This is a genomic window from Sphingopyxis sp., assembly GCF_050725615.1.
Classification (GTDB): Bacteria; Pseudomonadota; Alphaproteobacteria; order Sphingomonadales; family Sphingomonadaceae; genus Sphingopyxis.
On record NZ_JBOHHU010000015.1, the window covers coordinates 1 to 26,151 of the forward strand.

General features: G+C 66.4%; 24 protein-coding genes. 13 read left to right on the forward strand and 11 right to left on the reverse strand.

Going from position 1 to position 26,151, the window contains the following annotated elements:
- Together ACREB7_RS05325 and ACREB7_RS05330 are read left to right on the forward strand one after the other, a co-directional pair.
- On the forward strand, nt 1-1,249 hold a 1,249-nt coding region (locus ACREB7_RS05325), incomplete at its 5' end, for a phosphotransferase family protein (protein WP_431591249.1).
- Nucleotides 1,250-1,254: 5 nt separating this feature from the next.
- Nucleotides 1,255-2,082 (forward strand): coniferyl-alcohol dehydrogenase, encoded by an 828-nt coding sequence (locus tag ACREB7_RS05330; RefSeq protein WP_431591250.1) that lies wholly within the window; start codon nt 1,255-1,257, stop codon nt 2,080-2,082.
- 183 nt (nt 2,083-2,265) lie between these two features.
- Here ACREB7_RS05330 and ACREB7_RS05335 read toward each other — a convergent pair whose 3' ends face one another.
- On the reverse strand, nt 2,266-2,919 hold the full coding sequence (locus ACREB7_RS05335; protein ID WP_431591251.1) for a TetR family transcriptional regulator: 654 nt from the start codon (nt 2,917-2,919) through the stop codon (nt 2,266-2,268).
- A 116-nt stretch (nt 2,920-3,035) separates the two neighbouring features.
- Between ACREB7_RS05335 and ACREB7_RS05340 the strand changes: the two genes are divergently transcribed.
- The 5 genes from ACREB7_RS05340 (at nt 3,036) to ACREB7_RS05360 (ending at nt 7,699) form a co-directional block, all read left to right on the forward strand.
- Nucleotides 3,036-3,818 carry an SDR family oxidoreductase gene (locus ACREB7_RS05340; RefSeq protein ID WP_431591252.1) on the forward strand — a complete coding sequence of 261 codons (783 nt, stop codon included), beginning with the start codon at nt 3,036-3,038 and terminating at the stop codon, nt 3,816-3,818.
- A gap of 166 nt (nt 3,819-3,984) precedes the next feature.
- The gene (locus tag ACREB7_RS05345; protein WP_431591253.1) at nt 3,985-5,391 is read left to right on the forward strand and encodes an MFS transporter; all 1,407 of its coding nucleotides are present in this window, start codon (nt 3,985-3,987) and stop codon (nt 5,389-5,391) included.
- On the forward strand, nt 5,381-6,127 hold the full coding sequence (locus ACREB7_RS05350; RefSeq protein WP_431591254.1) for an SDR family NAD(P)-dependent oxidoreductase: 747 nt from the start codon (nt 5,381-5,383) through the stop codon (nt 6,125-6,127). Before ACREB7_RS05345 ends, ACREB7_RS05350 begins: the two co-directional genes overlap by 11 nt.
- A gap of 10 nt (nt 6,128-6,137) precedes the next feature.
- Nucleotides 6,138-6,533, forward strand: a complete 396-nt coding sequence (locus tag ACREB7_RS05355; protein WP_431591255.1) for a Zn-ribbon domain-containing OB-fold protein — start codon at nt 6,138-6,140, stop codon at nt 6,531-6,533.
- On the forward strand, nt 6,530-7,699 hold the full coding sequence (locus ACREB7_RS05360; RefSeq protein ID WP_431591256.1) for a thiolase family protein: 1,170 nt from the start codon (nt 6,530-6,532) through the stop codon (nt 7,697-7,699). Before ACREB7_RS05355 ends, ACREB7_RS05360 begins: the two co-directional genes overlap by 4 nt.
- Nucleotides 7,700-7,837: 138 nt before the next feature.
- On the opposite strand, the gene ACREB7_RS05365 is transcribed toward ACREB7_RS05360, so the two are convergent.
- Genes ACREB7_RS05365 through ACREB7_RS05385 form a run of 5 tightly spaced genes read right to left on the reverse strand, consistent with a single transcriptional unit; the run spans nt 7,838 to nt 14,303 of the window.
- Nucleotides 7,838-8,953, reverse strand: a complete 1,116-nt coding sequence (locus ACREB7_RS05365; RefSeq protein WP_431591257.1) for a Gfo/Idh/MocA family protein — start codon at nt 8,951-8,953, stop codon at nt 7,838-7,840.
- Nucleotides 8,954-8,967: 14 nt separating this feature from the next.
- Nucleotides 8,968-10,200, reverse strand: a complete 1,233-nt coding sequence (locus ACREB7_RS05370; protein WP_431591258.1) for a CaiB/BaiF CoA transferase family protein — start codon at nt 10,198-10,200, stop codon at nt 8,968-8,970.
- 11 nt (nt 10,201-10,211) lie between these two features.
- Nucleotides 10,212-11,687 carry an aldehyde dehydrogenase family protein gene (locus ACREB7_RS05375; RefSeq protein ID WP_431591259.1) on the reverse strand — a complete coding sequence of 492 codons (1,476 nt, stop codon included), beginning with the start codon at nt 11,685-11,687 and terminating at the stop codon, nt 10,212-10,214.
- 10 nt (nt 11,688-11,697) lie between these two features.
- Nucleotides 11,698-12,978, reverse strand: a complete 1,281-nt coding sequence (locus ACREB7_RS05380; RefSeq protein WP_431591260.1) for a cytochrome P450 — start codon at nt 12,976-12,978, stop codon at nt 11,698-11,700.
- Between the two features lie 11 nt (nt 12,979-12,989).
- Nucleotides 12,990-14,303: an amidohydrolase family protein gene (locus ACREB7_RS05385; protein WP_431591261.1), complete on the reverse strand. Its 1,314-nt coding sequence runs from the start codon at nt 14,301-14,303 to the stop codon at nt 12,990-12,992.
- 104 nt (nt 14,304-14,407) lie between these two features.
- Between ACREB7_RS05385 and ACREB7_RS05390 the strand changes: the two genes are divergently transcribed.
- Nucleotides 14,408-14,812 (forward strand): Zn-ribbon domain-containing OB-fold protein, encoded by a 405-nt coding sequence (locus ACREB7_RS05390; RefSeq protein ID WP_431591262.1) that lies wholly within the window; start codon nt 14,408-14,410, stop codon nt 14,810-14,812.
- Nucleotides 14,809-15,993, forward strand: coding sequence for a thiolase family protein (locus tag ACREB7_RS05395; protein WP_431591263.1), 1,185 nt, complete (start codon nt 14,809-14,811; stop codon nt 15,991-15,993). The genes ACREB7_RS05390 and ACREB7_RS05395 overlap by 4 nt, the downstream gene beginning before the upstream one ends.
- A gap of 52 nt (nt 15,994-16,045) precedes the next feature.
- Here ACREB7_RS05395 and ACREB7_RS05400 read toward each other — a convergent pair whose 3' ends face one another.
- The 5 genes from ACREB7_RS05400 to ACREB7_RS05420 are packed head-to-tail and all read right to left on the reverse strand — an operon-like array spanning nt 16,046 to nt 21,164.
- Nucleotides 16,046-17,380: an amidohydrolase family protein gene (locus ACREB7_RS05400; protein ID WP_431591264.1), complete on the reverse strand. Its 1,335-nt coding sequence runs from the start codon at nt 17,378-17,380 to the stop codon at nt 16,046-16,048.
- A complete protein-coding gene (locus ACREB7_RS05405) occupies nt 17,377-18,342 on the reverse strand; it encodes a CoA transferase (RefSeq protein ID WP_431591265.1) in 966 nt (321 codons plus the stop codon). The genes ACREB7_RS05400 and ACREB7_RS05405 overlap by 4 nt, the downstream gene beginning before the upstream one ends.
- Complete coding sequence (locus ACREB7_RS05410; RefSeq protein ID WP_431591266.1) at nt 18,339-19,334, reverse strand: enoyl-CoA hydratase/isomerase family protein; 996 nt, start codon at nt 19,332-19,334, stop codon at nt 18,339-18,341. The genes ACREB7_RS05405 and ACREB7_RS05410 overlap by 4 nt, the downstream gene beginning before the upstream one ends.
- Before the next feature lie 9 nt (nt 19,335-19,343).
- On the reverse strand, nt 19,344-20,849 hold the full coding sequence (locus tag ACREB7_RS05415) for a class I adenylate-forming enzyme family protein (protein ID WP_431591267.1): 1,506 nt from the start codon (nt 20,847-20,849) through the stop codon (nt 19,344-19,346).
- A gap of 6 nt (nt 20,850-20,855) precedes the next feature.
- Nucleotides 20,856-21,164, reverse strand: coding sequence for a hypothetical protein (locus ACREB7_RS05420; protein ID WP_431591268.1), 309 nt, complete (start codon nt 21,162-21,164; stop codon nt 20,856-20,858).
- A gap of 111 nt (nt 21,165-21,275) precedes the next feature.
- Here ACREB7_RS05420 and ACREB7_RS05425 point away from each other — a divergent pair, with 111 nt between their 5' ends.
- The 4 genes from ACREB7_RS05425 to ACREB7_RS05440 all read left to right on the forward strand — a co-directional run bounded on the left by ACREB7_RS05425 (nt 21,276) and on the right by ACREB7_RS05440 (nt 26,087).
- The gene (locus tag ACREB7_RS05425; RefSeq protein WP_431591269.1) at nt 21,276-22,811 is read left to right on the forward strand and encodes an acyl-CoA synthetase; all 1,536 of its coding nucleotides are present in this window, start codon (nt 21,276-21,278) and stop codon (nt 22,809-22,811) included.
- 218 nt (nt 22,812-23,029) lie between these two features.
- A complete protein-coding gene (locus ACREB7_RS05430; protein WP_431591270.1) occupies nt 23,030-23,362 on the forward strand; it encodes a hypothetical protein in 333 nt (110 codons plus the stop codon).
- Between the two features lie 77 nt (nt 23,363-23,439).
- Nucleotides 23,440-25,167, forward strand: a complete 1,728-nt coding sequence (locus ACREB7_RS05435) for a copper resistance system multicopper oxidase (RefSeq protein WP_431591271.1) — start codon at nt 23,440-23,442, stop codon at nt 25,165-25,167.
- Complete coding sequence (locus tag ACREB7_RS05440) at nt 25,167-26,087, forward strand: copper resistance protein B (protein ID WP_431591303.1); 921 nt, start codon at nt 25,167-25,169, stop codon at nt 26,085-26,087. Before ACREB7_RS05435 ends, ACREB7_RS05440 begins: the two co-directional genes overlap by 1 nt.
- The last annotated feature ends 64 nt before the right edge of the window (nt 26,088-26,151 follow it).

The following is a 26,151-nucleotide window of genomic DNA, read 5'->3' on the forward strand; positions in this document are numbered from 1 at the left end:
CGGCCGCGCTGCCAGCGCCTATATGAATTACGACGTCCACAAGGCGGGGGCAGGGGATGACGCCGCCTTCCTGCGCGAAGCTGCGGTGCTCCGCGCGCTCTCGGGCCCGCTCGCGCCCGCCGGCGTCCGCGTCGCGCCCTTCTACGCCTCCATCCCCGACCAGCGCGCGCTCGTCTGCGGCATGGTCCGGGGCAAGGACCGCTTCGGCACGATCATCGACCCCTCGCAACGCGACACGCTCGCCGCCGATTTCATGGCGCAGCTCGCCGCGCTCCACCGCATCGATATCGCGGCGAATCCCGTCGACGGCATGGGCCCGGTCGAACCCGCCGAGGTCTTCATCCGCCGCCGCGTCGCCGAGCTGCGCGCGGGCAACAGCGGCAAGGGCTGGGACCCGCTGATCCACCTGTCGCTGAACTGGCTCGAGGCCAATATTCCCGCCGACCTGCCCGCGCCGGTGATCGTCCATGGCGACGCCGGCCCCGGCAATTTCCTCTACAACGGCGACAAGGTCACCGCGCTGCTCGACTGGGAACTCGTCCATTATGGCGACCCGATGGCCGACCTCGCGATGCTCGCGATCCGCATGCTGTTCCAGGGTTTCGTGCCCTTGCCGCAAGCCTTCGCCGCCTATGAAGCCGCCGGGGGCCAAAAGGTCGACCTGCCGCGCCTCATCTACTGGCGTCTGCTCTTCCAGACCAGCTTCGCGCGCCGCGCGCGCTACGACGATCCCGACGCGCCGCCGCCGCCCAATCTCGGCATGAACCTCGTTTATTCGACGATCCACCGCCGCGTCCTCTCGCACGCGCTCGCCGAGGCTGCGGGCATCGAATTGCCGCCCGTTGCGCTGGCTGACGCCCCGCTCGGCGCGCACGACCGGAGCTTCGCCATCGCGCTCGACGACATCAAGGGCACCATCGTCCCGCGCCTCGCCGACCAGCAGGCTACGGCGAAGGCCAAGGGCATGGCGCGCCTCATCAAATGGTGGCGCGCGATCGAGCGTTTCGAGCCCGGCTTCCACGCCGCCGAAAAGGTCGAGATCGAAGCCGTGCTCGCGCGCGATTTCGCCGATTATCGCACCGCCTGGACCGCCTTCCGCGATGCCGTCGCGGGCGACCGCATCGCCACCGACGCGGCGATCATCCTCTGCAACGCGCACGAGACGCGCGAGGCGGCGCTGATGGCCGACGCGATGGGCGGCCTCGCCGATACGAAATTCGCACCGCTGCAACAAAATCAGGAAGGGTAGAGACCATGTCGAAGGATATTTTAGGCTATAAGGGCAAGCGCGTCGTCGTCATGGGCTGCTTCTCGGGCACCGGCGAGGCCTGCGCCCGCGCCCTCGTCGACCTCGGCGCCGAAGTGCATGGCGCCGACATCAAGCCGTCGCCGGTCAATCTCGCGAGCTTCACCGAGGTCGATCTCAAGAACCCCGACGCCATCGCGTCGGGCATCGCGAGCATCGGCGGCAAGATCGACGCCGTGTTCAACGTCTCGGGCCTGCCGCAGACCTTCCCCGGCGAGGACGTCGTCACGGTCAATTTCCTCGGCATCCGCGCCTGGACTGAGGGCTGGATTCCCCACCTCAACCCCGGCGCCGCGATCGTCTCGGTCTCGTCGCTCGGCGGCATGAAGTGGCTGACGCGCCAGCCGTTGCTCCGCGAATTTATCGCGATCGAGGATTTCGCCGAGGCCCGCCAATGGTATCTCGACCGTGCCGAGGAAGTCGGCGACCCCTACAGCCTCGCCAAGGAAGCGATCAACACCTGGACGCAGGTCCGCGCGCCCGACCTGATCGGCCGCGACATCCGCATCAACTGCACCATGCCCAGCCCGATCGACACCCCGATGCTCGGCGAATTCCGCAAGGTTGCGGGCGACGCGGTGCTGGGCGCCTTCGCCAAGGCCAAGGGCCGCTATTCGACCGCCGACGAACAGGCGCTGCCGCTGATCCTGCTCAACAGCGACGCCGCAAGCTTCATCAGCGGCGTGTGCCTGCCGGTCGACGCCGGCCTCGCGGGCGGCCTCGCGACGGGCGTGCTGGATATCCAGAAAATGATCGCGGAAGCGGCGGCGGGATAAGTCGTCGCCGTGAATCCGCGATTCCACCTCTCTTCCCTCGTCGCCCTGAACTTGGTTCAGGGTCCATGGCCTGCCTTATCCTTCGACGCTGCGTCGAACGAGAGCGCGGGCCATGGATGCTGAAACAAGTTCAGCATGACGAAGATTGAAGAGTTCGGTTCGGGGGCGCTGACTACGCGGGGCCTAGCCCCGCGCCCCCAGCATCATCGCGATACCATGCGCCGCCGCCGCCTTCAGGTCGGCATAGCCGACCCCGTCGGCGTGGCTGCTCATCGGTCCGATCGCCGACAGGCGTTCGAGGATCATCAGCACCGTGCCGGCGCACGACCGCGCCGACAGGTCGGCGGGGGTTCGCCCGGCCGCCTGCGCACGCGCGACCTGCTCGCTGATCGCGTCCATCATCGGCCGCGCCTGCGTCATCCGCGCTTCATAGAAACGCGCGTCGCCCTCTTCGGCGGCCAGATTGCGCACGACGAAGATGGTGCGGTTGCGGTTCCACAATTCGGTGTAGCATTCGACGAACGCACGCGCCGCCTCGGCGGCTCCCGGTCCCATCCAGTCGCGCGCGATCACCGCTTCCAGTTCGGGCGAATTTTGCGACGCGCCTTCGAGCGCCGCCAGCACCACCTCGGGCACGCCCTTGAAATAGACATAGAAAGTCGCGGGCGAGGTCTGTGCCGCGCGCGCGACGTCGACCACCGACACGTCGCGCAGCCCGTGCGTTTCGAGCAGGTCGACCGTCGCGTCGATCAATTGCTGCCGCGTCCTTTGTCCCTTCGCGCCCAGCTTGCGCTCGGGCGGGGTCTCCGCCGCGATGATGGCCTGTGTCTGCGTCAAATAGGTGATCCTGCCCCGAAATCTTGCCGCCATCCTAACAGCGGGGTTGCGATATGGCAAAAAATTGACGTATCGTCAAAAATGAAACGAAAAACACGAAAATCAGGGGATTCGGGATGGAGAGGCTGAGCGGCAAGGTCGCTGTCGTGACCGGTGCATCGAAAGGCATGGGGCGACATTTCGTCGCGGCGCTCGTCGCAGCTGGCGTAAAGGTCGCGTGCCTCGCGCGCCCGTCCGAAGAATTCGACACGCTCGCCGCCGAATTCGGCGATGCGGTACTGCCGATCGCCTGCGACGTCGCCTCCTCGGAGGAAGTGAACGCCGCCATCGCGCAGACCGCCGCGCACTTCGGCCGCATCGACGTGGTCGTCGCCAACGCTGCCATCTTCCATCCCTTCGCCTTCGAAGACGGCAGCGACGAAATCATCCGCAGCCATATCGACATCAACATCCTCGGCGTATCCTGGCTGGTCCGCGCCGCGATCCCGCATTTGCGCGCCACCAAGGGCCAGATCGTGGCGATCAGCAGCGAGTCGGTGAACATGCCGTTCCCGATGCTCGCGCTCTACGCCGCGACCAAGGCGGCGGTCGAAACACTCTGCCATGGTCTGCGTGACGAATTGCGCAGCGACGATATCCGCGTCACCATATTGCGCTCGGGGTCGGTCAAGGGCGGTTCGGGCGGCAAAAGCTGGTCGCAGGAAACCGTCGCCGCCTTCTACAAGAAGATCGTCGAGACCGGCCATGCGTCGATGACGGGCGAGGGGGCGACCCCCGAATCGATGGCCAAGGCCTTGCTCTCGGTGATCGGACTGCCCGCCGACATCGGCGTCGATCTGATCGAGGTCCGCGCCGCGCAGGTCGGGGTGCCCGAAGGCGCGAAGAAGCTGGAAGGGTGAGCCTTCGCTACCTCCTCAATAATCTCGTCACCCTGAACTTGTTTCAGGGTCCATGGCCGGTCGTTTCCCTCAGCGTGGGGTTTGAAGTCGAGCGCGGGCCATGGATGCTGAAACAAGTTCAGCATGACGAAGTCTTGAGAGTTTCGCGCTTTCCCCGGGGACGGCCTTGACCCCCTCCCGCAACCTCCCGCTCATCATCGGCGCGCTCTGGATCGCGGAGGTCAACGGCTCCTTCGAAACCGCGATGATCCTCGCCGCGCTCAAACGGCTGATTGAGGATTTCGGCAATCCCGCGATGGTCGGCTGGCTGATCACCGGCTATCTGATCGTTGGCGCCGCGATCGCCGCGATCGTCGGCCGCCTCGGCGATCTGTTCGGGCGCCGGCAGGTGCTCGTCGTCGTGCTCGCCATCGGCGCACTCGGCTCGCTGATCAGCGCGCTCTCGACCAATTTCCCGGCGCTGCTCGCGGGCCGCCTGATGCAGGGCGTCACCGGGGCGATCCTGCCTTTGTGCATCGGTCTCGTCCACGAAAATGCCGGCAAGGACCGCGCCCCGATGGCGATCGGGTTGATGATCTCGGGCGCATCGATCGGCACCGCCGCAGGGCTCGTCGTCGGCGGCATGATCGTCGACAATTTCAGCTGGCACGGCGTCTTCTTCGCCAGCGCGGGCCTTTGCGCCGTCTCGGCGCTCGCGATCGCCGGCCTGCTCCCGCGCTCGCCGCGCCAGCCGGCATCGGAGCCGGTCGACTGGCTCTCGGGGCTGGCCTTCGCGCCCGGCGTCGCGCTCGTCCTCGTCTACTTCAGCATGGGCAAGGAGTGGGGCTGGGCCGCCCCATTGCCGCTCGCATCCTTGGGGGCGGGGCTATTGCTCACCCTCTGGTGGTGGCGCACCAGCCTCGCGAGCCCGAACCCGCTGATCGCGGTGCGCAGCTTCTCGGATCGCACCATCGCCGTCGGCAGCGCGGTGACCGCGCTCGTCGCGATGAGCACACTCCAGATCACCGTCTTTTTCTCGCTGCTGATGCAGGCGCCGCTCTGGACCATCGCCGGCCTTGGTTTCACCGCAACCCTCGCGGGCGTCGCCAAACTGCCCTCGAACCTCAGCTCGGTCTTCGCGGGACCGCTCGGCGGCTGGCTCGCAGCGCGCGGGGGAGGGCGTTTTGCGCTGGTCGCGGGCGGCGTGGTGACGGTCGCGGGCTGGCTGCTCTGGTTCGTCATGGACGTCGACAGCTTCGCCAAGGTCGTCGTCCAGCTCATCATCATCAGCTTCGGCACCACGATGCTCTTCTCTGTCGCCCCGACGATTATCGCGCAGGCCTCACCCCCCGAGCGGATCAGCGAGATTTCGGGCCTGCTCACGGTCATCCGCCAGCTTTTCATGGGCATCGGCGCGCAGATGGTGACGACCTTGCTCGCCGCCGACATCGTCCGCCGCGGCAGCGAAAGCTATCCGTCGCCCTTCGCCTACGACATCACCGTCGCGGTCATCGCCGCGCTCTGCACCGCCGCGGTGCTGACCGCGCTCGCGCTGCCCAAGGCATCAATCAAGGAGCACGACCGTGTCGGATGAGCTGAAGGGCAAGGTCGCCGTTATCACCGGCGGCGGGCGCGGCTTCGGCAAGGCTTTCGGTCAAGCGCTGGCGGCGCGCGGCGCGCAACTGGTCCAGCTCGATCTCGACGATGATGCCGCCAAGGCAGCCGCCGCCGAAATCGGACACGGTGCCGAAGCGATGATGGTCGACGTCGCCGACGAGGCGGGCGTCGAGCGCGTCATGGCCGATATCGCCGCCCGCCACGGCGGCATCGACATATTGATCAACAACGCCGGCATCCACTCGGCGGAGGCCAATGAATTTATCGGTACGCTCGGTACCGCGCGCACGCGGCGCATGTTCGACGTCAACATCTGGGGCGTCATCTATTGTACGCTGTCGGCACGGCGCTTCATGGCTGGGCGCGCGGGGGCGTCGATCGTCAACATCTCGTCGATGGCCGCCTATGGCGCGCAAAAGGCCTATGGTGTCTCGAAGCTCGCGGTGCGCGGCCTCACCGTTTCCTTCGCCAATGAACTCGCGCCCGATGGCATTCGCGTCAACGCGATCGCCCCGGGACTGATCTTCACCGACACCATCCGCGCCGAATTGCCGCAGCCGGTGATCGACCATGTCATGGCGATGCAGATTCTTCAGCGCGAAGGCGAGGAACGCGACATCGTCGAGGCGATGTTGTGGTTGGTGTCGCCCTCCACCAGCTTCGTCACCGGCGAAACGATCCGCGTCAGCGGCGGCGCCACACTTCAGATATGATTGCGAGAAAATGAGACCACTTCCCGAACTTACCCCCGAAAACACCGCCTTCTGGACCGGCGGCGCCGAAGGGAAATTGATGATCGCCTTTTGCACCGATTGCGCCCATGCGATCCACCCGCCCCAACTGATTTGCCCCAAATGCTGGAGCGAAGCTGTTGAAACCAAGCCGGTCCCCGGCACAGGTACTGTCTACACCTTCACGGTCAACCACCAGCCATGGGCGCCCGGCATGGCGGTGCCCTTCGCGCTCGCCGTGGTCGATCTCGACGGCGCGCCCGGCGTGCGCGTCACCGCCGAGGTGGTGAACGCCGATCCCGACAGCGTGGCCATCGGCCAAGCGATGAAAGTGGGTTTCCTCAACATCGACGATGTCTGGTTCCCGCAGTGGGAGCCCGCACAATGACCCTGAACGCCGCCATCACTGGCGTCGGAATGTCCGACATCGGCCGCAAGACGGGTCGCCCCGCGATGATCCACCTCGCCGAAGCCGCGCGCCGCGCGCTCGAATGCGCGGGGCTGACCAAGGACGATATCGACGGCATCGCGACCTATCCGGGCAAGGCCGACAATTCGCCGGGCATGTCGCCGCTCGGCACCGGCGAGGTCCGCAACGCCCTTGGCCTCAAGACCCGCTGGCACAGCGCCGTCCCCGACGGCCCGTCGCAGATGGCGCCGATACAAGTGGCGGCGATGGCGGTCGCGACGGGGCAGGCCCGCCATATCCTCTGCTTCCGCGCGCTCACCGAAAGTTCGTCGCAAACCGCGACGCAGCGCGCCAGCATACCCGGCGCGGGCCGCGCGCGGCTCGGCGGTTGGTACTCCTATCTCGTCCCCGCCAACGCCATGTCGGCGTCGAACTGGGCCGGCTGGATGGCGCAGCGCTATTTTCACGAATTCGGCATGACCCGCGAGCATCTCGGCCTCGTCGCGACCGGTCAGCGCGCCTTCGCGCAGCATAATCCGTCGGCGGTGATGCGCTCCCCGCTGACGATGGACGATTATCTTGGCGCACGGATGATCTCGTCACCGCTCGGGCTGTTCGACTGCGACGTACCGATCGACGGCGCTTGCGTCGTGATCGTCTCGGCCGCCGACGCCGCGAAGGATTGCGCGCAGGCGCCGCTGGCGATCGAGGCGATGGGCGCCGCGCTCGGCTCGCAGGAAACCTGGGATCAGCGCGCCGACCTCACTACCATGGGCGCGCACGACAGCGCCGCCGACATGTGGGCGCGCACCGACCTGAAGCCCGCCGACGTCGACGTCCTCGGTCTCTATGACGGGTTCAGCATCTTCGTGCCCTATTGGCTCGAAGCCATGGGATTCTGCGGCCATGGCGAAGCGAAGGACTTCATCGCCGAAGGCAATATCGGCCCCGGCGGACGCTTTCCGGTGAACACCGGCGGCGGGCAATTGTCGGGTGGGCGGCTGCACGGTTTCGGGTTACTGCACGAGGTGTGCACCCAGCTTTGGGGGCAGGCCGGCGGGCGCCAGGTTGATGGGGCCAAAGTCGGCGCGTGCGGCATGGGCGGCGGCTTTATCGCGGGCTCGATGCTGCTGCGGCGGGATTGAACCATCCCCTCCCGCAGGCGGGAGGGGAGCGAGAATTACGAACTTGTTCGTTAGTCGCAGCGGGGTGGGCCTCTGCCCAGTCAGACGCTCGCTACGCTCGCGCCCACCCCTAACCCCTCCCGCCTGCGGGAGGGGGATTTAACGCAAATCGACCCACCGCCGCTCGTCGCTCGCCAGCACCGCCGCCTCAACCACCTCCTGCACATGCAGCGCCTGCCTGAAGTCCGGCGCGGCCGCTCCCGAGCCGCCGATCGCATCGCGCATTGTCGCAAAGATCGAAGCCAGAGCCAGCAACCCCGTTTCGGGCCGATCGGCCACAGCATGACATCCCGGCACCGCCAGATACGCCGGCTCGATCGCAATCATCTCCATCGCCCCGCTCCCCAGCGCCGCATCCCTCGTCCCGAACAGCCGCGTGTCATGCGCCATCGGAAACACCGGCGCCCGCGCTTCGATCCGCCCCTTCGCCCCCCACACCGAAAAGCGAAACCCGTCGCCGCCGATCTTGCACCAGTTCGCCTCCAGCCGCGTCGGCAGGCCCGAGGCGTGGCGCAGCAGCAGCGACGCCCGGTCGGGCACCTCGGGAAGGATCGTCTCACCATCGAGCGGCCATTCCTTGAGCGCGAGCGACTGGTCCGCGGTCACGGCGGCGACCCGCCCGAAAAAATGCACCAGCAGATGCAGCATATGGCTTCCCAGATTGCGCCCCGCGCTCGCGCCATTGGCGGGATCGGCGAACCAGACATAGCCGGGCACATTGGTCTGGCCTGCACTGAACAAGGGCACCTCGAACGCGATATCGGCGCCGAACACCTCGCCGAGCCAGCCGGCCTCGATCATCGCCTTCATCTGCACCATCGCCGGCACAGCCTGCATGAAGGCATCGACCACCGCGACGGTCCCCGCCGAGCGCCAAGCCGCGTGCATCGCGCGCGCGTCGGCCAAATCCTTGGCGAAGGGAATGCCGTTATAGACATGCTTGCCCGCGCTGAGCGCCGCCATCACCATGGCGAAACGCAGCGGCGGCCGCGTGCCGCAATCGACGATGTCGATCTCGGGATCGGTCGCCATCGCGCGAAAATCATGGAAGGCGCGCGCGACCTTGAAATCCTTCGCCGCCTTCGCTGCCGTCTCGGGCCGCGAGGTGCAGATCGCGGTCACCTCGATCCCGTCGAGACTGCGCCAGGCGGGCAAATGCGCCTTCGCGCCCCAGGCGGCGCTGATGATGCCGACACGAAGGGGAGGGGAGGTCATGCCGCGTCGGCCCGTCAGGCGATCGCCTTCTTGTTCTTGAGCTCCTCGATCCGGTCCCATTCGAGCCCCAGTTCCATCAAGAACAATTCGGTATGCTCCGACGCTTCGGGCGCGCGTGTGTTTTCCACCCCGGCGCGGTCGAACTGAACCGGATTGGCGACCAGTCGGATCGGCGCGCCGCCGTCGGCGCTCTCGACCTCGAAGATCAGATCATTCGCCAGCACCTGCTCGTCGCTCGCCACGTCGTGCACCGACTGATAGGCGGCCCATTGCCCCTTCATCGTCTTGAGATGCTGGACCCAATAGGCATAGGGCTGCGCCGCGATGGCGTTCTTGACCAGCGGATAAGCTTCGGTGGCATTCGCCATGATCGCCTCGGCGGTCGAGAAACGCGCGTCCTGCGCCGCCTCGGGGATGCCGAGATGTCCGAACACATCCTCGATATAGGGCCCGGGCGACAGGACGGTCAGGTTGATGAACTTACCGTCCGAGGTTTTGAACACCCCCATGAAGGGATTGGTGCCGACGGCCTGATTGCCGCCTGGCATCTGGTTTTCAAACGGGTCGGCGCCCAGCTCCATTGCCACATCGACCGAACAGGCGGTCGCCCAGATGCCCGATGACAGCAAGGACACATCGACCTCGGTCGCCTCGCCGGTGCGTTCGCGGTGGAACAGCGCCGCCGCGATCCCGCCCGCGATGTTCATGCCGCCGATCGTGTCGCCATAGGCCGGCCCGGGCTGGGTCAGCGGGCCGTCGAGCGCCTTGGGGGTCACCAGTACCGCCGACCCGCCGCGCGCCCAATAGGCGGTCGAATCGAACCCGCCCTTGTCGCGCTCGGGTCCCTTGTCGCCAAAGGCGCTGCCGCGGACATAGATGATGTTCGGATTGGCGGCGCGGATATGCTCGATATCGATCCCGAGTTTCTGCCGTGCCGAGGGCAGGTAATTGGTCAGGAAGACGTCGGCGGTCTTCGCGATCTCATAGAGCAGTTCGCGGCCTTCCTCGGTCGAAATGTCGATACCGACGCTGCGCTTGCCCCGATTGGGATGCTGCATCAGCGACGATCGCTGCGGATTGACCGCCAGCCGCTGCAGCATTTGGATGCCGCGCTGCGCGTCGCCGCGCACCGGATGCTCGATCTTGATCACATCGGCGCCCCAGTCGGTCATCACCCCGCCCGCTGCCGGGACGAAGGTGAATTGCGCAACCTCGAGGACGCGGATGCCGGACATCACTTTGGTCATGGCTGATCCCCTTATTCGGCGTGGAAGCCGATGACCTTCTGGTAGGTGAATTCGTTGAGGCCCTCTTCGCCATATTCGCGGCCATAGCCCGAGCGCTTGATGCCTCCGAACGGTGCGTCGGACTGCATCGTCCCCGCGCCGCCGTTGATGCCGACCCCGCCGGTGCGCAGCTTCAGCGCCATGCGATACGCCTGTCCCGCATCGGCCGAGTAGATCGCGCCCGACAGCCCGAAATCGCTGTGGTTGGCCATCGCGATCGCCTCTTCGTCGTCGTTATAGCCGATGACCGCGCCGATCGGGCCAAATACCTCTTCCTGCGCTAGACGGCTGTCGTTCTTCACATTGTCGAACAGGGTCGGCTCGTAATAATAACCCTTGTCGAGCCCCTCGGGCCGCTTGCCGCCCGCGACCAAAGTCGCGCCCTCGTCCTGCGCGATCGCGACATAATCCTCTGTGCGTTTGCGCGCGACTTCGCGGATCAGCGGGCCGTAATTGACCGTCGGGTCGACCGGGTTGCCGATCTTCATATGCCCGAGCATCGCCTGCATCGCCGCGACGAACTGCGGACGGATGCTGTTGTGGACGATGTGGCGCGTGGTGAGTGCGCAGCCCTGGCCGCCATGGGTGGTGAAGCCCATGATCCCCGCCGCCGCGGCTTTCGCGATATCGGCATCGGCGCGCACGATCAGCGCCGACTTGCCGCCGAGCTCCATCACGATGCGTTTGAGCGTCGGCGCCGCCTGCGCCTGGATCATCGCCCCGACCTTGTCCGATCCGGTGAAGTGGACGAGGTCGACGCGCGGGTCGGTGGTGAGCAGCTTGCCGGTCTCGATATCGCCGGTGACGATGCTCAGCACGCCCTTGGGCAACCCGACCTCGTCGGCGATCTCGCCGAGGATCAGGGCCTGCATCGGTGTATAGGGCGAGGGCTTCAGCACCACCGTGCAGCCGACCGCGAGCGCGGGGATCACCTTGCCGATATTGAGGAAGAAGGGGAAGTTGTACGGCGAGATGGCGGCGACGACACCCACCGGTTCGCGGCTGACCACTCCGGTGCCCAGCGTCGTGCGGCCCTGCGCATTGGGGGTCAGCTCGACCGGCAGCGACGAGACGGCGGGGCGCGAGGCGACCTCGATCGTCCGCCGCGCATGTTTCATCGGAATGCCATATTGCAGGAACTCGGCGAGCATCCGCGTCGCGCCGGCCTCGGCGACGATCATGTCGACGATCGCGCCCTTGCGGGCGTCGAGCGCGTCGAGGAAGCGCGTCAATATCGCCTGCCGCTGCGCCACGGGCAGATATGCCCAGTCGCCCTGATCGAAGGCGGTGCGCGCTGCGCCGATCGCGGCGTCGACCTGCGCCGCGCTGCCGACCGGCGCCTCGATGAGCAGGCTTTCGTCGGCGGGGTTGATCACCGCCTCGCGCTGGCCGGTCTTCTGCCATTCGCCGCCCACGTAAATGGCGTCGTCATATTTCAAGAAAGCCATATTGTTGTCCTTATGAAGCGGCTTTGGTGTCCCAGACGATCGGCAGGTTGCGGATCGACAGCAGCCCCGGGATCACGGTGGTGTCGGCGCCCGGTTTGATCCGGAACGGCGGCACGCGCGACAGCCATTCGGCGAGCAGCACGCGCAATTCGCGCCGCGCCAGGTGCGCGCCAAGGCAGATATGCACCCCGCCGACCAGCGTGAAATGCCGGTTGTTCTTGCGCTCGGGATCGAAATCGCGCGGGCAAGCGAACTGGCCCTCGTCGAAATTGCCCGAACTGTTGATGCAAGCGATCCAGTCGCCTTCCTTCAACTCGACGCCGTGCCAGGTGAAATCCTTCTTGATCCGCCGCCCGCTGTTGACCAGCGGCTGGACGCGCAGGAACTCCTCGACCGCGCTGTTGATGATCTCCGGATGGGCGCGGATGCGCGCCTGCAGGTCGGTGTCGAGCGCCATGCGGCGGAACATCTGGCTGATCGTCGAGGCGACAGTGTCGAGCCCGCCGAGCCACAGGAACCAGGTCATGCCGATCGTCTCGTCGGGGGTCAGCGGCACGCCGTCGATCGATCCGTTGGCGATATAACTGCCCAGCGTCTCGTCGGGGTTCGCCTGCTTCTCGGCGATGAAGCCGCGCAGATAGGCGAGGATTCCCGTCACGGCGGCGGCTTTCGCGGAAATGTCGGGGTCGTGCAGAATCGCATATTCCCAGTCGAGAAACTGGTCGAACATGCTGAAGGGAAAACCCATCAGGTTCAGGAACACCCGGACCGGATAGATGCGCCCGAAGTCATAGGCGATGTCGACCTCGCCATCCTGCGCCACCGCGTCGATCATCTCGCTCACGATCGCGCGAATTTTCGGCTCCATGGCGTTCATCGCGACCGGCGTGAACCAGGGGTTCAAAAACTTGCGATAGCGGCCATGGTCGGGCGGATCGATACCGAGCGGGATCGATGGAAAACTCTCGCCCGCCAGCACCTGGAACTGCGCCGCACCCTCGGTCGAGAAGATCTCATTATCCTCATAGACGCGGCGAATGTCCTCATAATGCGACACCGTCCACGCGCCATGCTGACGCCCGCTCGTCGGCCAGGGATAATAAAGGATGCGCGGTACGTCGGGCGATCGCATCACATCGGCGGGCAGATAGGGGTCGGGCAGGTCATAGGCGATCTGGCCCTGCGCAAAGCGCGTGTCGAGCACCAGCTCGGGCGGGACATGCGCGGGCACCGGCGGGGCGTCCGCCGGGGCATGCGCGATCGGACAACGGGAGAGCGTCGTTTCGGTCATAAATCCTCCGCTCAGGCCGAAGCGAACATGCGTTCGATGTCGCCCGACGTCACCGGACGACGCGCCTGACCGATCGCGTCCATGCTGTCGGTCTTGAGCCCGCCCAGATTGTGGCGCGGGCTGACGTCGACGTCCTTGCCCAACTCGCGCAGGTGCGCGACGGTGCAATTTTCGCGCCCGCCGTTCAGCGCAAAGGCGTCGAAGCTATATTCACGCATCGCGTTGAGGTGGGTGATCTTGTCGACCACATTCTTCTCCAGCCCATTGACCGATGCCCACAGATATTCGGGGACATTGGGCCACACCGTGTCCGAATGCGGATAATCGCATTCATAGGCGATCATGTCGGTGTTCATATATTCCAGGTTCTTCACGCCGAACTGGTCGTCGATGAAGCAGCAGATGATGTGCCGCTTGAACAGGTCCGACGGCCGTTCGCCGTTGAAGTCGGTGTAGGTCCATTCGTGATGATGCTCGTGCGTGAAATCGGCGCGCTCGAGGAAATAGGGGATCCAGCCGATGCCGCCCTCACTCAGCGCCATGCGCAAATCGGGATAGCGCTGCCAGAATTTCGCGAAGGTCCAGTCGGCCGCCGAATTGGCGATCGAGATCGGCATCGCGGTGATCCATGCGTCGATCGGGCTTTCGGGCGAGGGATGCATCGCGCGCGCGCCGGTACCGATATGGCAGTTGATCACCATCTTGTAATCGCTGCACGCCTTCCAGAACGGCTCCCAATATTCGTTATGGATGCTCGGCAGGCCGATGTTCGACGGATTGTCGGAGAAGCTGACCGCATGGACGCCGAGGTCGCTCATCCGCTTCAGTTCGGTCAGCGTGTCGTCCATGTTCCACATCGGGATCAGGCACATCGGGATGAAGCGGCCCGGCGCGGTCGCGCACCATTCCTGCACATGCCAGTCGTTCCACGCGCGGCAGGCGAGCAGCGCCTCCTCGGGATCCTTCTGCGCCATCGACACGAAGGTCCCGCCGGCAAAGCTCGGCATCGTCGGAAAGTTGAGGGAGGCGAGCACGCCATTGGCGTTCATGTCGTCGACGCGCAGCTTGGGGTCATAGGTGCCGGGGCGAAGCTGTTCGAACGCGCTCGGCTCCATGCCATATTCGCTGCGCGGGCGGCCGACGACGGCGTTGAGGCCGATGGTCGGGAAACGCTGGCCGTTCCACGACCAGATATCCTTGCCATTGTCCTGGACGATGCGCGGCGCGCGGTCCTTCTTCCCTTCCGGATAATGGCGGATGAAGGCCTCGGGCGGCTCGACCGCATGATCGTCGACGCTGATGATCACCATGTCGTCCATCTGCATGGCGACTCTCCTCTCAAATGGTTTGTTGTTGCCCTCATCATCGCAAAAATTGACGATGTGTCAACTCTTGGTTTATGACATAGTATAATAAGTGGGAGGGAGACATGATCGCGCGAACGCTGCCGGTGATCGACCGGGACAATCAGGCCTATTGGACATGGGGCCGCGACGGCAAGCTCGCGATCCACCGCTGCGCGGCGTGCGAATATTATGTCCATCCGCCGGTGCCCTTTTGCCCCAGATGCGAAAGCCGCGACGTCGCGCCGCAGGCGGTGTCGGGACGGGGCAGGGTGGTGACGTTCACGATCAATCACAAGGCATGGGTCCCCGAATTGACCGAGCCCTATGTGCTCGCGCTCGTCGCAATCGCCGAGCAGGACGATGTCCGAATCCCTTGCAACATCGTCGATTGCGCGCCCGATGCGGTCGATTTCGATATGGAGGTCGAAGTCGTCTTCGAACAGACCGAAGACCTCTGGGTCCCGCTCTTCCGCCCGGTGACCGCATGACGCGCTTCGCCGAGAAAAATACCGCGATCACCGGGGTCGGCATGTCCGATGTCTCGCGCGGCGCCGACAAATCCGCGCTCGCGCTCACCGTCGATGCCGCGCTCGAAGCCATCGCCGACGCCGGCCTGACCCGCGCCGATATCGACGGCATCGCGACCTGGCCCGGCGAGAAAGCCGACGGCTCGGGCTTCTCGCCCGTCGGCTGCGCCGCACTACAGGATGCGCTGCGGCTACAAGTCAGCTGGTATGGCGGCGGCGGCGAGGCGCCCGGCCAATATGGCGCGGTGTTCAACGCGATCGGCGCGATCGCCGCGGGTCTCTGCCGCAACGTCCTGATCTTCCGTACCATGTACGAGGCGACAGCGCGTAAGACCGCCTACGCCAATTCGCTGCTCCGCGAAGGCCAGCGTCAGGCGGGCCCCTTCGCCTGGTACGCGCCCTATTACACCTATGCCGCCGCGCTGCAGCAGGCGCTGTTCTTCAACCTCTACGTCTACAAGAGCGGCATCCGCCCCGATCAGGTGGGCCAGATTGCGGTGGGCCAGCGCCGCAACGCCGCGCTCAATCCCAAGGCAATCTACAAGGCGCCGATCACCATCGACGATTACCTCGCGTCGCCGCTGATTGCGACGCCGCTGTGCCTCTACGACTGCGACGTCCCCATCGACGGCGCCGCAGCGATTATCGTCTCGCGCATGGATGTCGCGCGGACCTTGCGGAACCCGCCGATCCGCATCGAGGCGATCGGCTCGTCGATGCGCTACCGCAACAGCTGGACCCAGCTCGCCGAACTCGACACCCAGGCGCAGCCGAAGGTCGCCGAGATGATGTGGAGCCGCACCGACCTCAAACCCGCCGACGTCGATATCGCGCAGCTCTACGACGGCTTCAGCTTCCACACGATCAACTGGCTCGAAAATTTCGGTTTCTGCGAGCGCTATGGCGCGAAAGATTTCATCGACGGCGGCCATCGCATCGCCCTCGAAGGCGAGCTCCCCGTAAACACCGGCGGCGGCGCGATGTCGGGCGGGCGCCTCCACGCCTATGGCGCGGTCCACGAAGCCTGCACCCAGCTCTGGGGCCGGGCAGGGGTTCGGCAGGTGAAGGGCGACCCGCAAGTCTGCGCCACCTCGACCTCGGGCGGCCCGCTGGCGGGGGCGATGCTGCTGGTGCGGGACTGACCTAGCATATCATTATACTGTCATCCCCGCCTTCGTGGGGATGACGATAGTGTTATTGTTGCGATAGGATCTGACCGCCGACCACCGTGAGCGCGACCGTGCCGAGCGCACTGGCATCCTCCGGCCAGTCGTACAGCATCAGGTCCGCCGGCCCCCCGACCAAAAGCGGCACCTGATACCGCGCCAGCGCTTCCGCGCGCCCGATGGCCTCGCCGCCCCCGATCACATCGCCGCCCCGTGTCCGCCGGTCGGTCGCCGCGCGTAGCGCCACCCATGGGTTCGCATCGCCGTAGGGCGCATCCGACCCCCCGAGCACCGACACCCCGCTGCGCGTAAGCGAGCCGAGCCGATAGAGATCATCGAGCGCATCGCCGTCCATCTGCGCGCGATAACGATCCCCCCGATCATGGATGAAGTTCGGCTGCGTCACCACCGTCAGCCCCGCCGCCGCGATATCGCCGATCAGGCTCGCCGCGATCATCCCGCCATGCTCGATCCGGTCGCCGCGCCTCGCGCCCCCTGCAACCGCCAGCGCTTCCAGATAGAAGACCAGCTCCCCCAAGGTCACGCAATGCGCCGCGACATTCCGTCCCAGCGCCCGCGCCGCCGCGATCCGCCCCGCCACCGCCTCGACCGGCGGCAGATCATTCTCGTCGAGCAGCAGTTTCACCGGGCCCAGCACATAGCCGTCGCCGGCCGGCAACGCCTCGGTCCCCATCATCACCAGCCGCTGCGGCATTGCGCCCGCCAGCAACGCCGCCTCGGCCGCGCCGTTCGACGCCCCCGCATCGGTAACCCCGGTTACGCCCCACTCGGCGAGCTTTGCGCCCAATGCCGCCAGCGACGGCGGCGCTCCGCCGATCCGTTCGCGCAGCCAGGCGTCGCCGCGCCAGATGCGGCCGTTGGGTCGTCCGTCGGCGCCTGGTTCGACGCAGGCGGGGAAGGGCGCTTCGCCCAGCTCGGCCAGCCCCAAGCTGTTGAGCAGCCAATAGCCCCCCGTGCGGTCCTGCACCCGCAACGGCCGGTCGGGCAGCCAGTCGTCGAGCAGGACGCGATCGGGAAGCCCCGCGACCCGCTCGTCATAACCGATCGCGCGCACCCTCGTTCCCGGCTCGCCCGCTGCGGTGCGCAGTTTGGCGATCACCGCATCGACGCTTTGGCAATCGGCGAGATCGACCGACTCCATCCGCGCCGCCGTAGCCAGCAAATGCAGGTGATGATCGTGCAGCCCGGCGCCCAGCGTCAGCCCCCGCGCATCATATTCTGGACCATGCCCGGCGACCGCCGCGCCCATCGCCGCGATCCGTCCGTCGCGCACCGCCACCGCCAAGGGCGCGCCATCGGCACCGCGCGCGTTGCGGATAATCAGGTCGAAGGCGCCGCTCACACCAGTGCCTTTGCGAAAGTCGCGGCGGTGCGCGCCAGCGAAATGTCGATCACCCCACAGCGATCACCCGCCATCGCCTCGAGCGCCAGCGTCGCGGCGGTCAATCCGGTGAGCGGATCGGCCAGCGCATCGCCGAGGAAGCGCGGCGCCTCGCCGTCCCACCCGACCAGCCCGCCCGCCGCCGCGCAATCGTCGCCGAACCCGACGCGCATCGCCGCCTCGCCGGTCCAGCCATGCGCGGTGATCGCGATCCACAACAGGTCGGGATTGATCCCGAACAGCCGCGCTTCGTCGAGCCCCAGCCGCGCCAGCGCATGCGGCCGCGCTGCCGTGATCAGCACCCGCGCCTCGCCGATCATCGCGATCAATTCGGGGCCGTCGAGCGCCATCGCCCGATGCCGCTTCGCGCCGTTCAACCGCGCGTCGAGCTTCGGCGTGTGCCGCCGCGTCGGGTCAGGTCGGGCTGGGCTTTCGACCTTGACCACCGCATGCCCCGCCTCCGCCAACAACGCCCCGCAATAGGGCCCCGCCCACAGCGCCGACAGGTCGAGTATCATCCCGTCCTTCGGCGCGGCGGGCTGCAACGCGCACGGCGCCAGCGGCGCGGCTTCGCCAACCCGTGCGACCGGCAGATGCAATGCGGCGGCCGACGCAACCGTCGCCGCCGTCACCTGTCGGGAGGCTGCGCCAAGGATCGCCTCCCACGGATCGTCGTCGAAATCGCAACCCGTCCACGCCGGAACCAGTTCGCGATCCTCGTCCCGCGCCAGCGACACCGCCATCCACCCCTCACGGCACGCCACCAGCCGGCAATGCCGGTTCGGCGACCATTCGCCGGGCGCGGCGAGCAATAAATCGTCGTGCCGCGACAGCGCGCGGCGCGGGTCGAATAGGATACGGCCGCCTGACGCTGCGACCAGCCGCTCGCCTGCCGCCGCGACCGCGTCCAGCAATGCGCTCACGCGCCGCCTTCGATTTGGTGGACGAGCCCCCAGTCGAGTGCCTGCGTCGCCCCGACGCGTTTGCCCGACACCAGCATCCACAAAGTGCGATGCCGCCCGATCGCCCGCGCGACCGTCGCGGTCCCGCCCGCGCCGGGGATCAGCCCCATGCCGAGTTCGGGCAGCTGGAACCAGGCGTCGGGCGCCGCGACCCGGTGATGCGCTGCCGCCGCCACTTCGATTCCCGATCCGATGCAGGCGCCATGCAGCCGCACCGCCCCCCGATCGCCCAGCGCATCGAGCGCGCGCGCGCAGCTGTGCAGCGTCCGCACCATATGCGCCTCGGCCAGGTCGCGCGCCGTGCCGAATTCGGGCAGGTCGCCGCCGGTCGAGAAACATTTGCCCGCACCCTGGAGAAGGACCGTGGGAACGCTCGGGTCGTCGAGTGCATTCGCCAGCGCCTCGTACAGCGCATCGCGCATCGCGGCGGTCATCGCATTGTGATTGGTCGGATCGTTCAGGGTCAGCGTCAGCCGGTCGCCATCGCGTGCGACCGCCACCGGCTCGGCGGGCGTCGGCGGCCCATCGTCGATCTTGGCCGCCGCCAGCCAGCGCGCAAACTCTGCGCCGCCCAGCAACGAGGAATAGGCGAAGGATTCAACTGTCAGCGCATCGGCCAGTGGCATTTTTTGCGTCAGCCGCAGCAGTTGCGCGGCAATCGTCGCCGCCAGCGGAAGGGCGCGCACCGCATCGGCCAACTCGTCCACCTGCGAAAAGCTGCCCAGCGACACCCACGGGCGCGGCGCGCCGACCGCCGCCGTGACCAGCATGTCGAAATCGTCCGCCACGACCGCCGGCATCGCACCGTCGCGGTCGACCCCGATCACCACCGTCTGGATCGGCGCCCTCGGTCGCCGCCACTTCGCCGCATCGACCACCAGCACCGGCTCGCCACCCGGCGCCGACAGGCGGTCTGCCCCCAGATAGTCGGCGCGATGATCGGGCGTCGTCATGGCGCGACCCTATCCCGCGCAGGCCTCATCCGCCAGTTCGGCCTTGAGGATGCGGCGGAGCAGCTTGCCGGTTTCATTGTAGGGAAGCTCGTCGCGCACGAACCATTGCTCGGGGGTCTTCGTCGACCGCAGCTTGGTCCGGATCATAGCCGCCATCGCGTCGGTGTCGGGCGCGCCCGATCGCGACACGATCACCGCGACCACCTTTTCGCCCCATTGCACGCACGGAATGCCCAGCACCGCGCAGTCGGCGATATCGTCGAAGCCGCGCAGCACATCCTCGATCTCGCCCGGTGAGATATTCTCGCCGCCGCGCACGATCACATCGTCGAGCCGCCCCTCGACGAACAGGTAACCGCCGTCGTCGAGCCAACCCGCGTCGTTGGTCGCGAACCAGCCGTCGTCGGCGATCGCCTTTTTGTGCAGATATTCGCCCGACACCTGTTCGCCGCGCACATGGATCTCGCCATGCTCGCCCGGTTCGCAACATGTCCCGTCCTCGCGCCTTATCTCGAGTTCGAGGCTCGGCAGCGGTTGCCCGACCGACGCGATGCGCCGCCGCGCGACGGGGTCGTCGGAGGCAAAGGCGGCGCGATGATCCTCGGCGCCGAGCAGCGCGATCGTCGAACTCGTCTCGGTCAGCCCATAGGCGTTGACGAAGGCGACATGCGGCAGCATCGCCAGCGCGCGTGCGATCACCGGCTCGGGCATCTTGCCCCCGCCATAGGACAGCGCGCGCAGGCTCGGAAGCGTCTCGCCCGTCGTCGCCATCACATCGAGAATGCGATCGAGCATCGTCGGCACGACCATCGCGTGCGTGATGCCCTCGCGCGCCACCGTCGCGACCCAGTCCTCGGCGGTGAAGGCGGGCAGGTACACGATCCGCCGTCCGCCATAGGCCGCCGTCAAAATCGCTGAAATGCCGGCGATATGGTAGCTTGGCACGCTGACCAGCGCCGCCTCATCCTCGTCGGCGCCGAGGAATTCGACCGTCGACATCACATAGGAGGTCAGATTGCCGTGGCGCAGCACCGCCGCCTTGGGCTCGCCGGTGGTGCCGCTGGTGAACAGCAGCACCGCGATGTCGGTCTCGGCCTCGGGCAGGTCGACCTTCTCGGGCGTCTCGCCACTCAGGAATTGCGCCTCGAAGTCGCTGCGCGCGATCAGTTCGACCCCCTCGACCGGCGCGATCCGTCCCAGCATGTCGTCATCGGCGACCAGCACGGCGGGTGCGCTCCGCGCGACCAGCTTGTTCAGGTCGGCGTCGGCAAGGCGATAGTTGAGTGGTACGAAGGGGGTGCCCGCCATCCCGCTCGCGAACAGCAGCAGGGGCAGGGCGTTGCCGTTCATGCCGAGGAAGGCGGTGTTGGCCTTGCCCTTCGCCGCCAGCCAGGCCGCGACCTGCGTCGCCCGCGCGCGATAGCCGTCGAAATCGAGCCCGTCGGCCCGCGCGCCGAGCGCCTGCCGGTCGCAACAGGCGTCGGCGGCGATGTCGAGAAGCAGCGGCGTACGCATGGGCCGTCAGTCCGAGGCGGGAAGCGGCTTGGCGCCCTTGATCGTCATCGCGGTGCCGCCAAACGCCAGCGAACCCTTGCCCGCCTTGGCGCCCAGCACCTCGATACCGCTCGCCTCGTCGGTGTAGCGCTTGCCGATGATCACCCCTTCGGCGAAGGCCGGATCGATGGCGCCGCTCGGCACGCTCGTATCGTCGATCGGCAGCACCGCGACCCCGCCGCACTGCAGTTCGCCGGCGGCGCTCGGCGGCCGCACGACGACCAGCTGCGCGTCGCACACCGCGGATTTCCAGCGCGAACCCGGCTTCAGTTCCATGTCACTCGATCCTTTCCCATGGCGCCCGTCTGTCGCCTTTGCTCCGCCAATATGTCAATCGACATAGAAAGTAAACGTAGTTATACAACTCAAAACAGCAAAGGGATCAGGATGCACCCACGGCATTTTGCGCAAACGTCGCCCGAACGCCCGGCGATCGTCATGGCGGCGAGCGGCGCGGCGACACGCTACGCCGAACTCGAGGCCGTCGCAAATCGCGGCGCGCACCTGTTTCGTGCGCTTGGCATCGGTCCGGGCGATACGGTGGCGGTCTGGCTGAAGAACGCCCGGGAATATTTCGAAATCTATTGGGCGGCACAGCGCGCCGGGCTCTATCTCTGCCCGATCTCGAGCCAGCTCACAGCGGAGGAAGCCGCCTATATCCTGAGCGACAGCGGCTCGAAATTGCTCGTCACCCACGCCGATGTCCCCGCCGCCGCCGCGCTGGTTGAAAATTGCGCCGACCTCATCCCCGATGTCACGCATATCTACGACCTCGGCGCCGGCCTCGCGCCATCCTGGCAAGCCGCCGTTGCGGCCCGGCCCGCGACCCGCATCGCCGACGAATCGGCGGGCTATCACCTCGTCTATTCCTCGGGCACCACCGGGCGCCCTAAGGGCATCCGCCTGCCGCTCTCGGGCGAACCCGCCGACGCCCCGCATATGCTCGCCGAGCGTATGGCGGCACGCTACGGCATCGGCCCGGACAGCGTCCTGCTCTCGCCCGCGCCGCTCTATCACACCGCGCCGCTCGCTTATGGCATGTCCGCGCACCGCCTCGGCGCGACGCTCGTCATCATGGACAGGTTCGACGCCGAGAAGGTGCTGCGCCTGATCGAGAAACATCGCGTCACTTTCATGCAGATGGTGCCGACGATGTTCATCCGCCTGCTCGCGCTGCCCGACGACGTCCGTGCGCGCTACGACATTTCGTCGCTGACCAAAATCGTCCACGCCGCCGCGCCCTGTCCGGTCGAGGTCAAGCGCCGGATGATCGAGTGGCTCGGCCCGATCGTCTATGAATATTATGGCGGGTCGGAGGGCAATGGTTCGACCTTCATCACCCCCGAAGAATGGCTCGCCCATCCCGGATCGGTCGGCCGCGCCGACTGGGGTACGCTCCATATCTGCGGCGACGATGGCGAAGAAGTCGGCCCGAACGTCGACGGTCTCGTCTATTTCGAGGGCGGCTGGGATTTCCAATATTTGAACGATCCCGACAAGACCCGCGACGCCCGCCATCCGCGCCATCCCGGCTGGTCGACGCTCGGCGACATCGGCCATCTCGACGCCGATGGCTATCTCTACCTCACCGACCGCAAGAGCTTTATGATCATCTCGGGCGGGGTGAACATCTATCCGCAGGAGGCCGAAAATCTCCTCATCCAGCATCCCGAGGTCGCCGACGTCGCGGTGATCGGCGTGCCGGACGCCGAGATGGGCGAGGCGGTGAAGGCGGTGGTCCAGCCCAAAGACTGGAACGACGTCGGTCCCGACCTCGCCGCGCGCCTGATCGCTTATTGCCGTGAGCATCTGAGCCCGATCAAATGCCCGCGCTCGGTCGATTTCGACCCCGCGCTGCCGCGCCATGACACCGGAAAGCTCTACAAACAGGCGGTGCGGAAACGCTACTGGCCTGCGGGCTGACGGCGGCGTTGGGGATGATGAGCCCATCCCTCCAATCTTCGTCATGCTGAACTTGTTTCAGCATCCATGGTCTGGGCCGTCGGTCTGCGCTGCGCCGAAGGACAGGGCAGGCCATGGACCCTGAAACAAGTTCAGTGTGACGAGAATAGCCAGGATCCGGGTTAAATCATCGAGCAAATGTCTTGCAGCCTCTGCCGATCGGCCTATTTTGGCCTGGCATGATCCGCTCGCTGCTCAGCCTGATGCTCGCCGTCGCCTTCGCCTTTCAGGGCATGACCGGCTGCGCCATGGCCGAAACCGGCGCCCCGGCGCCCAGCGACCATTGCGCCGAAATGGCCGCGAGCCAGCCCGATGGCGCATCGCATCACCAGATGCCCGACGCCGACGGTCCGCATGATTGCAAGCATAATTGCCATCTGCCGGCGATTGCCGCGCCGCCCGCGCTTGTCTCCGAGCCTGCTGCGGCGCCCGAAATCGTCGCGGCCACCATCCTCGCATCGCGCCATGGCGGCCAGACGACCCCCGCCATCCCCCCTCCACGAGCCGCCTGAATCCGCTTCAATTGACGATTCGCTCGAACCCGTCGGCCCGACGCCGATGCTCGGGCCATGGATTCAGGACTGAACAAATGCATCACCAACTGACGCGGCGCGGCTTTTTTGCCGGCGCTGCCATGCTCGGCGGCGGGCTTGCCCTGCCGGCTTGGGCGCAATCGGGCCACGACGGCCATCTCGCGGGGCCCGGCACGCTGTCGGGCGAGGATATCCGCCTGTCGATCGGCCATATGCCCTTCCGCCTCGGCGGCACCAGCGGCCATGCCGTCACGGTCAACAACAGCCTGCCCGGGCCGCTGATCCGCCTGCGCGAGGGCCAGACCGCGCGCATCCATGTCACCAACACGCTCGACGAGGACACGTCGATCCACTGGCACGGCCTGCTGCTGCCGTTCCAGATGGACGGCGTGCCGGGCATCAGCTTCCCCGGCATCCGCCCGCGCGAGACCTTCACCTATGAATTTCCGGTGCGCCAGGCGGGGACCTATTGGTACCACAGTCACTCGAACATGCAGGAGGCGATGGGGCTGTTCGGCGCGCTCGTCATCGATCCCGCCGGCGCCGAACCCGCACCCTATGACCGCGAACATGTCCTCGTGCTCGCCGACTGGAGCTTCCTCCACCCGCATGTCCTGCTGAAAAAGCTCAAGCAGCAGGGCGGCTATTTCAACCGCCGGAAACAGACGCTCGCGGGCCAGCTCGCGGGCAAGGACCAGAAGGGCGCCGACCGCCGCATGTGGGGCGGCATGCGCATGGACCCGACCGATATTTCGGACATCACCGGCAGCACCTATGCCTATCTCGTCAACGGCCACGACAGCACGGGCAACTGGACCGGGCTGTTCACCCCCGGCGAGCGCGTCCGGCTGCGCATCATCAACGCGTCGGCGATGACCAATTTCAACATCCGCATTCCCGGCCTGCCGATGACGGTGGTCCAGGCCGACGGCCTCGCGGTCCAGCCGGTCGAGATCGACGAATTCCAGATCGCCGTCGCGGAAACCTATGACGTGATCGTCACGCCGACCGCCGCGCAGCCCTATGGCTTCATCGCCGAGGCGCTCGACCGGTCGGGACAGGTGCGCGCGACGCTGGCCCCGACGATGGGCCTGGTTGCGCCCATTCCGGCGCTGCGCGAACGTCCGCTGCTCACCATGAAGGACATGGGCATGATGGATCATGCGGCGATGGGCCACGAGATGGCGGGCATGGATCATGGCGTGATGAAGATGCGTGACAAGTCCGCCGCGCCTGACATCCAATACGGCCCGGGCGTCGCGACGGTGTCGCCGATGCCGATGGACCGCCTCGGCGATCGTCCGACCGGACTTGAGGATGTGCCGCACCGCGTGCTGACCTACCGCGATCTCAAGTCGCGCGATCCGAACCCCGATGGCCGCGCCCCATCGCGCCAGCTCGACGTCCATCTGACCGCCAATATGGAACGCTATATGTGGTCGTTCGACGGGGTGAAGCTGTCCGAAAATCCTGACCCGATCGCTTTTCACCACAAGGAACGCGTGCGCGTGAACCTGATCAACGACACGATGATGCCGCACCCGATCCACCTCCACGGTCATTTTTTCGAGGTCGTGACGGGCAACCCCGGTCATCACCCGATGAAGCACACGGTCAATGTGCTGCCCGGCAGCAAGCTCAGCTTCGACCTCACCGCCGACGCGCTCGGCGACTGGGCCTTCCACTGCCATATGCTGATGCACATGCATTCGGGCATGTTTCGCGTGGTGACGGTGCGTCACGAAGGCGGCGGCGATCATGGGACGCATGGAGGGCACCAATGATGCGCACGCTCCTTCTCCTTCCGCTGCTGGCGCTCGCATCGCCTGCCGTCGCCCAGGATCATAGCGGCCATGTCATGCCCGCCGCGCCCGCCGCCGATCCCCATGCCGGTCACCGGATGCCGGAAGAGGCACCGGCGCCCGATCCTCACGTTGGCCACCCAATGCCGGCCGAGGCCTCGGTGGGTAACGCCCCGGCGCCGACCCCGCCCGCCGACCATGCCGCCGACGCCGTCTATGACCGCGCGGCGATGCAGCGCGCGCGCGATATATTGATCCACGAAAATGGCGGCATGAGCTTCTCGAAGATCGCGCTCGACCTCGCCGAAATACAGGTCCGCGACGGCAGGGAAGGCTATCGCTGGGAAGGCGAGGCCTGGTTCGGCGGCGACGTCGACCGCCTCAAGCTCAAATATGAAGGCGAGGGCGATTTCGGCGGCGGTCTCGACCATGCCGAGGTGCAGGCGCGCTACGCGCGCGCGATCGATCCCTGGTGGGACGTCAGCGCCGGGGTGCGCTACGATATCACCCCCAACCCGTCGCGCACCTATGCCGCGATCGGGATCGAGGGCGTCGCGCCTTACTGGTTCCACCTCGAGGGGACGGCCTTCGTCTCGAACAAGGGCGACGTACACCTGCGCGCCGAGGGCAGCTACGACCAGCGCATCACCCAGCGCCTGATCCTGCAACCCCGCTTCGAGGCGAATGTGGCGGCGCAGGATGTCCCCGAACTCGGCATTGGCGGCGGCCTCTCCGATATCGAACTCGGTCTGCGTCTGCGGTACGAAATCGTCCCCGAATTTGCGCCCTATGTCGGCGTCGAATATGGCCGCAAGATCGGCGATACCGCCCGTTTCGCGCGCGCGGCCGGCGAGGGTGTCGGCGGGACCAGCTTCGTCGCGGGGGTGCGCCTCTGGTTCTGAAAAAACCGCAGCCCTGAGCCTGTCGGAGGACGCTTCTCAGTGAGGCGCCCTTCGACAGGCTCAG

Coding starts and splice junctions, on each gene's coding strand:
- ACREB7_RS05330 (WP_431591250.1), top strand. CDS start 1,255: ATGTCGAAGGATATTTTAGGCTATAAGGGCAAGCGCGTCGTCGTCATG.
- ACREB7_RS05340 (WP_431591252.1), top strand. CDS start 3,036: ATGGAGAGGCTGAGCGGCAAGGTCGCTGTCGTGACCGGTGCATCGAAA.
- ACREB7_RS05355 (WP_431591255.1), top strand. CDS start 6,138: ATGAGACCACTTCCCGAACTTACCCCCGAAAACACCGCCTTCTGGACC.
- ACREB7_RS05360 (WP_431591256.1), top strand. CDS start 6,530: ATGACCCTGAACGCCGCCATCACTGGCGTCGGAATGTCCGACATCGGC.
- ACREB7_RS05365 (WP_431591257.1), bottom strand. CDS start 8,953: ATGACCTCCCCTCCCCTTCGTGTCGGCATCATCAGCGCCGCCTGGGGC.
- ACREB7_RS05370 (WP_431591258.1), bottom strand. CDS start 10,200: ATGACCAAAGTGATGTCCGGCATCCGCGTCCTCGAGGTTGCGCAATTC.
- ACREB7_RS05375 (WP_431591259.1), bottom strand. CDS start 11,687: ATGGCTTTCTTGAAATATGACGACGCCATTTACGTGGGCGGCGAATGG.
- ACREB7_RS05380 (WP_431591260.1), bottom strand. CDS start 12,978: ATGACCGAAACGACGCTCTCCCGTTGTCCGATCGCGCATGCCCCGGCG.
- ACREB7_RS05385 (WP_431591261.1), bottom strand. CDS start 14,303: ATGCAGATGGACGACATGGTGATCATCAGCGTCGACGATCATGCGGTC.
- ACREB7_RS05390 (WP_431591262.1), top strand. CDS start 14,408: ATGATCGCGCGAACGCTGCCGGTGATCGACCGGGACAATCAGGCCTAT.
- ACREB7_RS05395 (WP_431591263.1), top strand. CDS start 14,809: ATGACGCGCTTCGCCGAGAAAAATACCGCGATCACCGGGGTCGGCATG.
- ACREB7_RS05410 (WP_431591266.1), bottom strand. CDS start 19,334: ATGACGACGCCCGATCATCGCGCCGACTATCTGGGGGCAGACCGCCTG.
- ACREB7_RS05415 (WP_431591267.1), bottom strand. CDS start 20,849: ATGCGTACGCCGCTGCTTCTCGACATCGCCGCCGACGCCTGTTGCGAC.
- ACREB7_RS05420 (WP_431591268.1), bottom strand. CDS start 21,164: ATGGAACTGAAGCCGGGTTCGCGCTGGAAATCCGCGGTGTGCGACGCG.
- ACREB7_RS05425 (WP_431591269.1), top strand. CDS start 21,276: ATGCACCCACGGCATTTTGCGCAAACGTCGCCCGAACGCCCGGCGATC.
- ACREB7_RS05430 (WP_431591270.1), top strand. CDS start 23,030: ATGATCCGCTCGCTGCTCAGCCTGATGCTCGCCGTCGCCTTCGCCTTT.
- ACREB7_RS05435 (WP_431591271.1), top strand. CDS start 23,440: ATGCATCACCAACTGACGCGGCGCGGCTTTTTTGCCGGCGCTGCCATG.
- ACREB7_RS05440 (WP_431591303.1), top strand. CDS start 25,167: ATGCGCACGCTCCTTCTCCTTCCGCTGCTGGCGCTCGCATCGCCTGCC.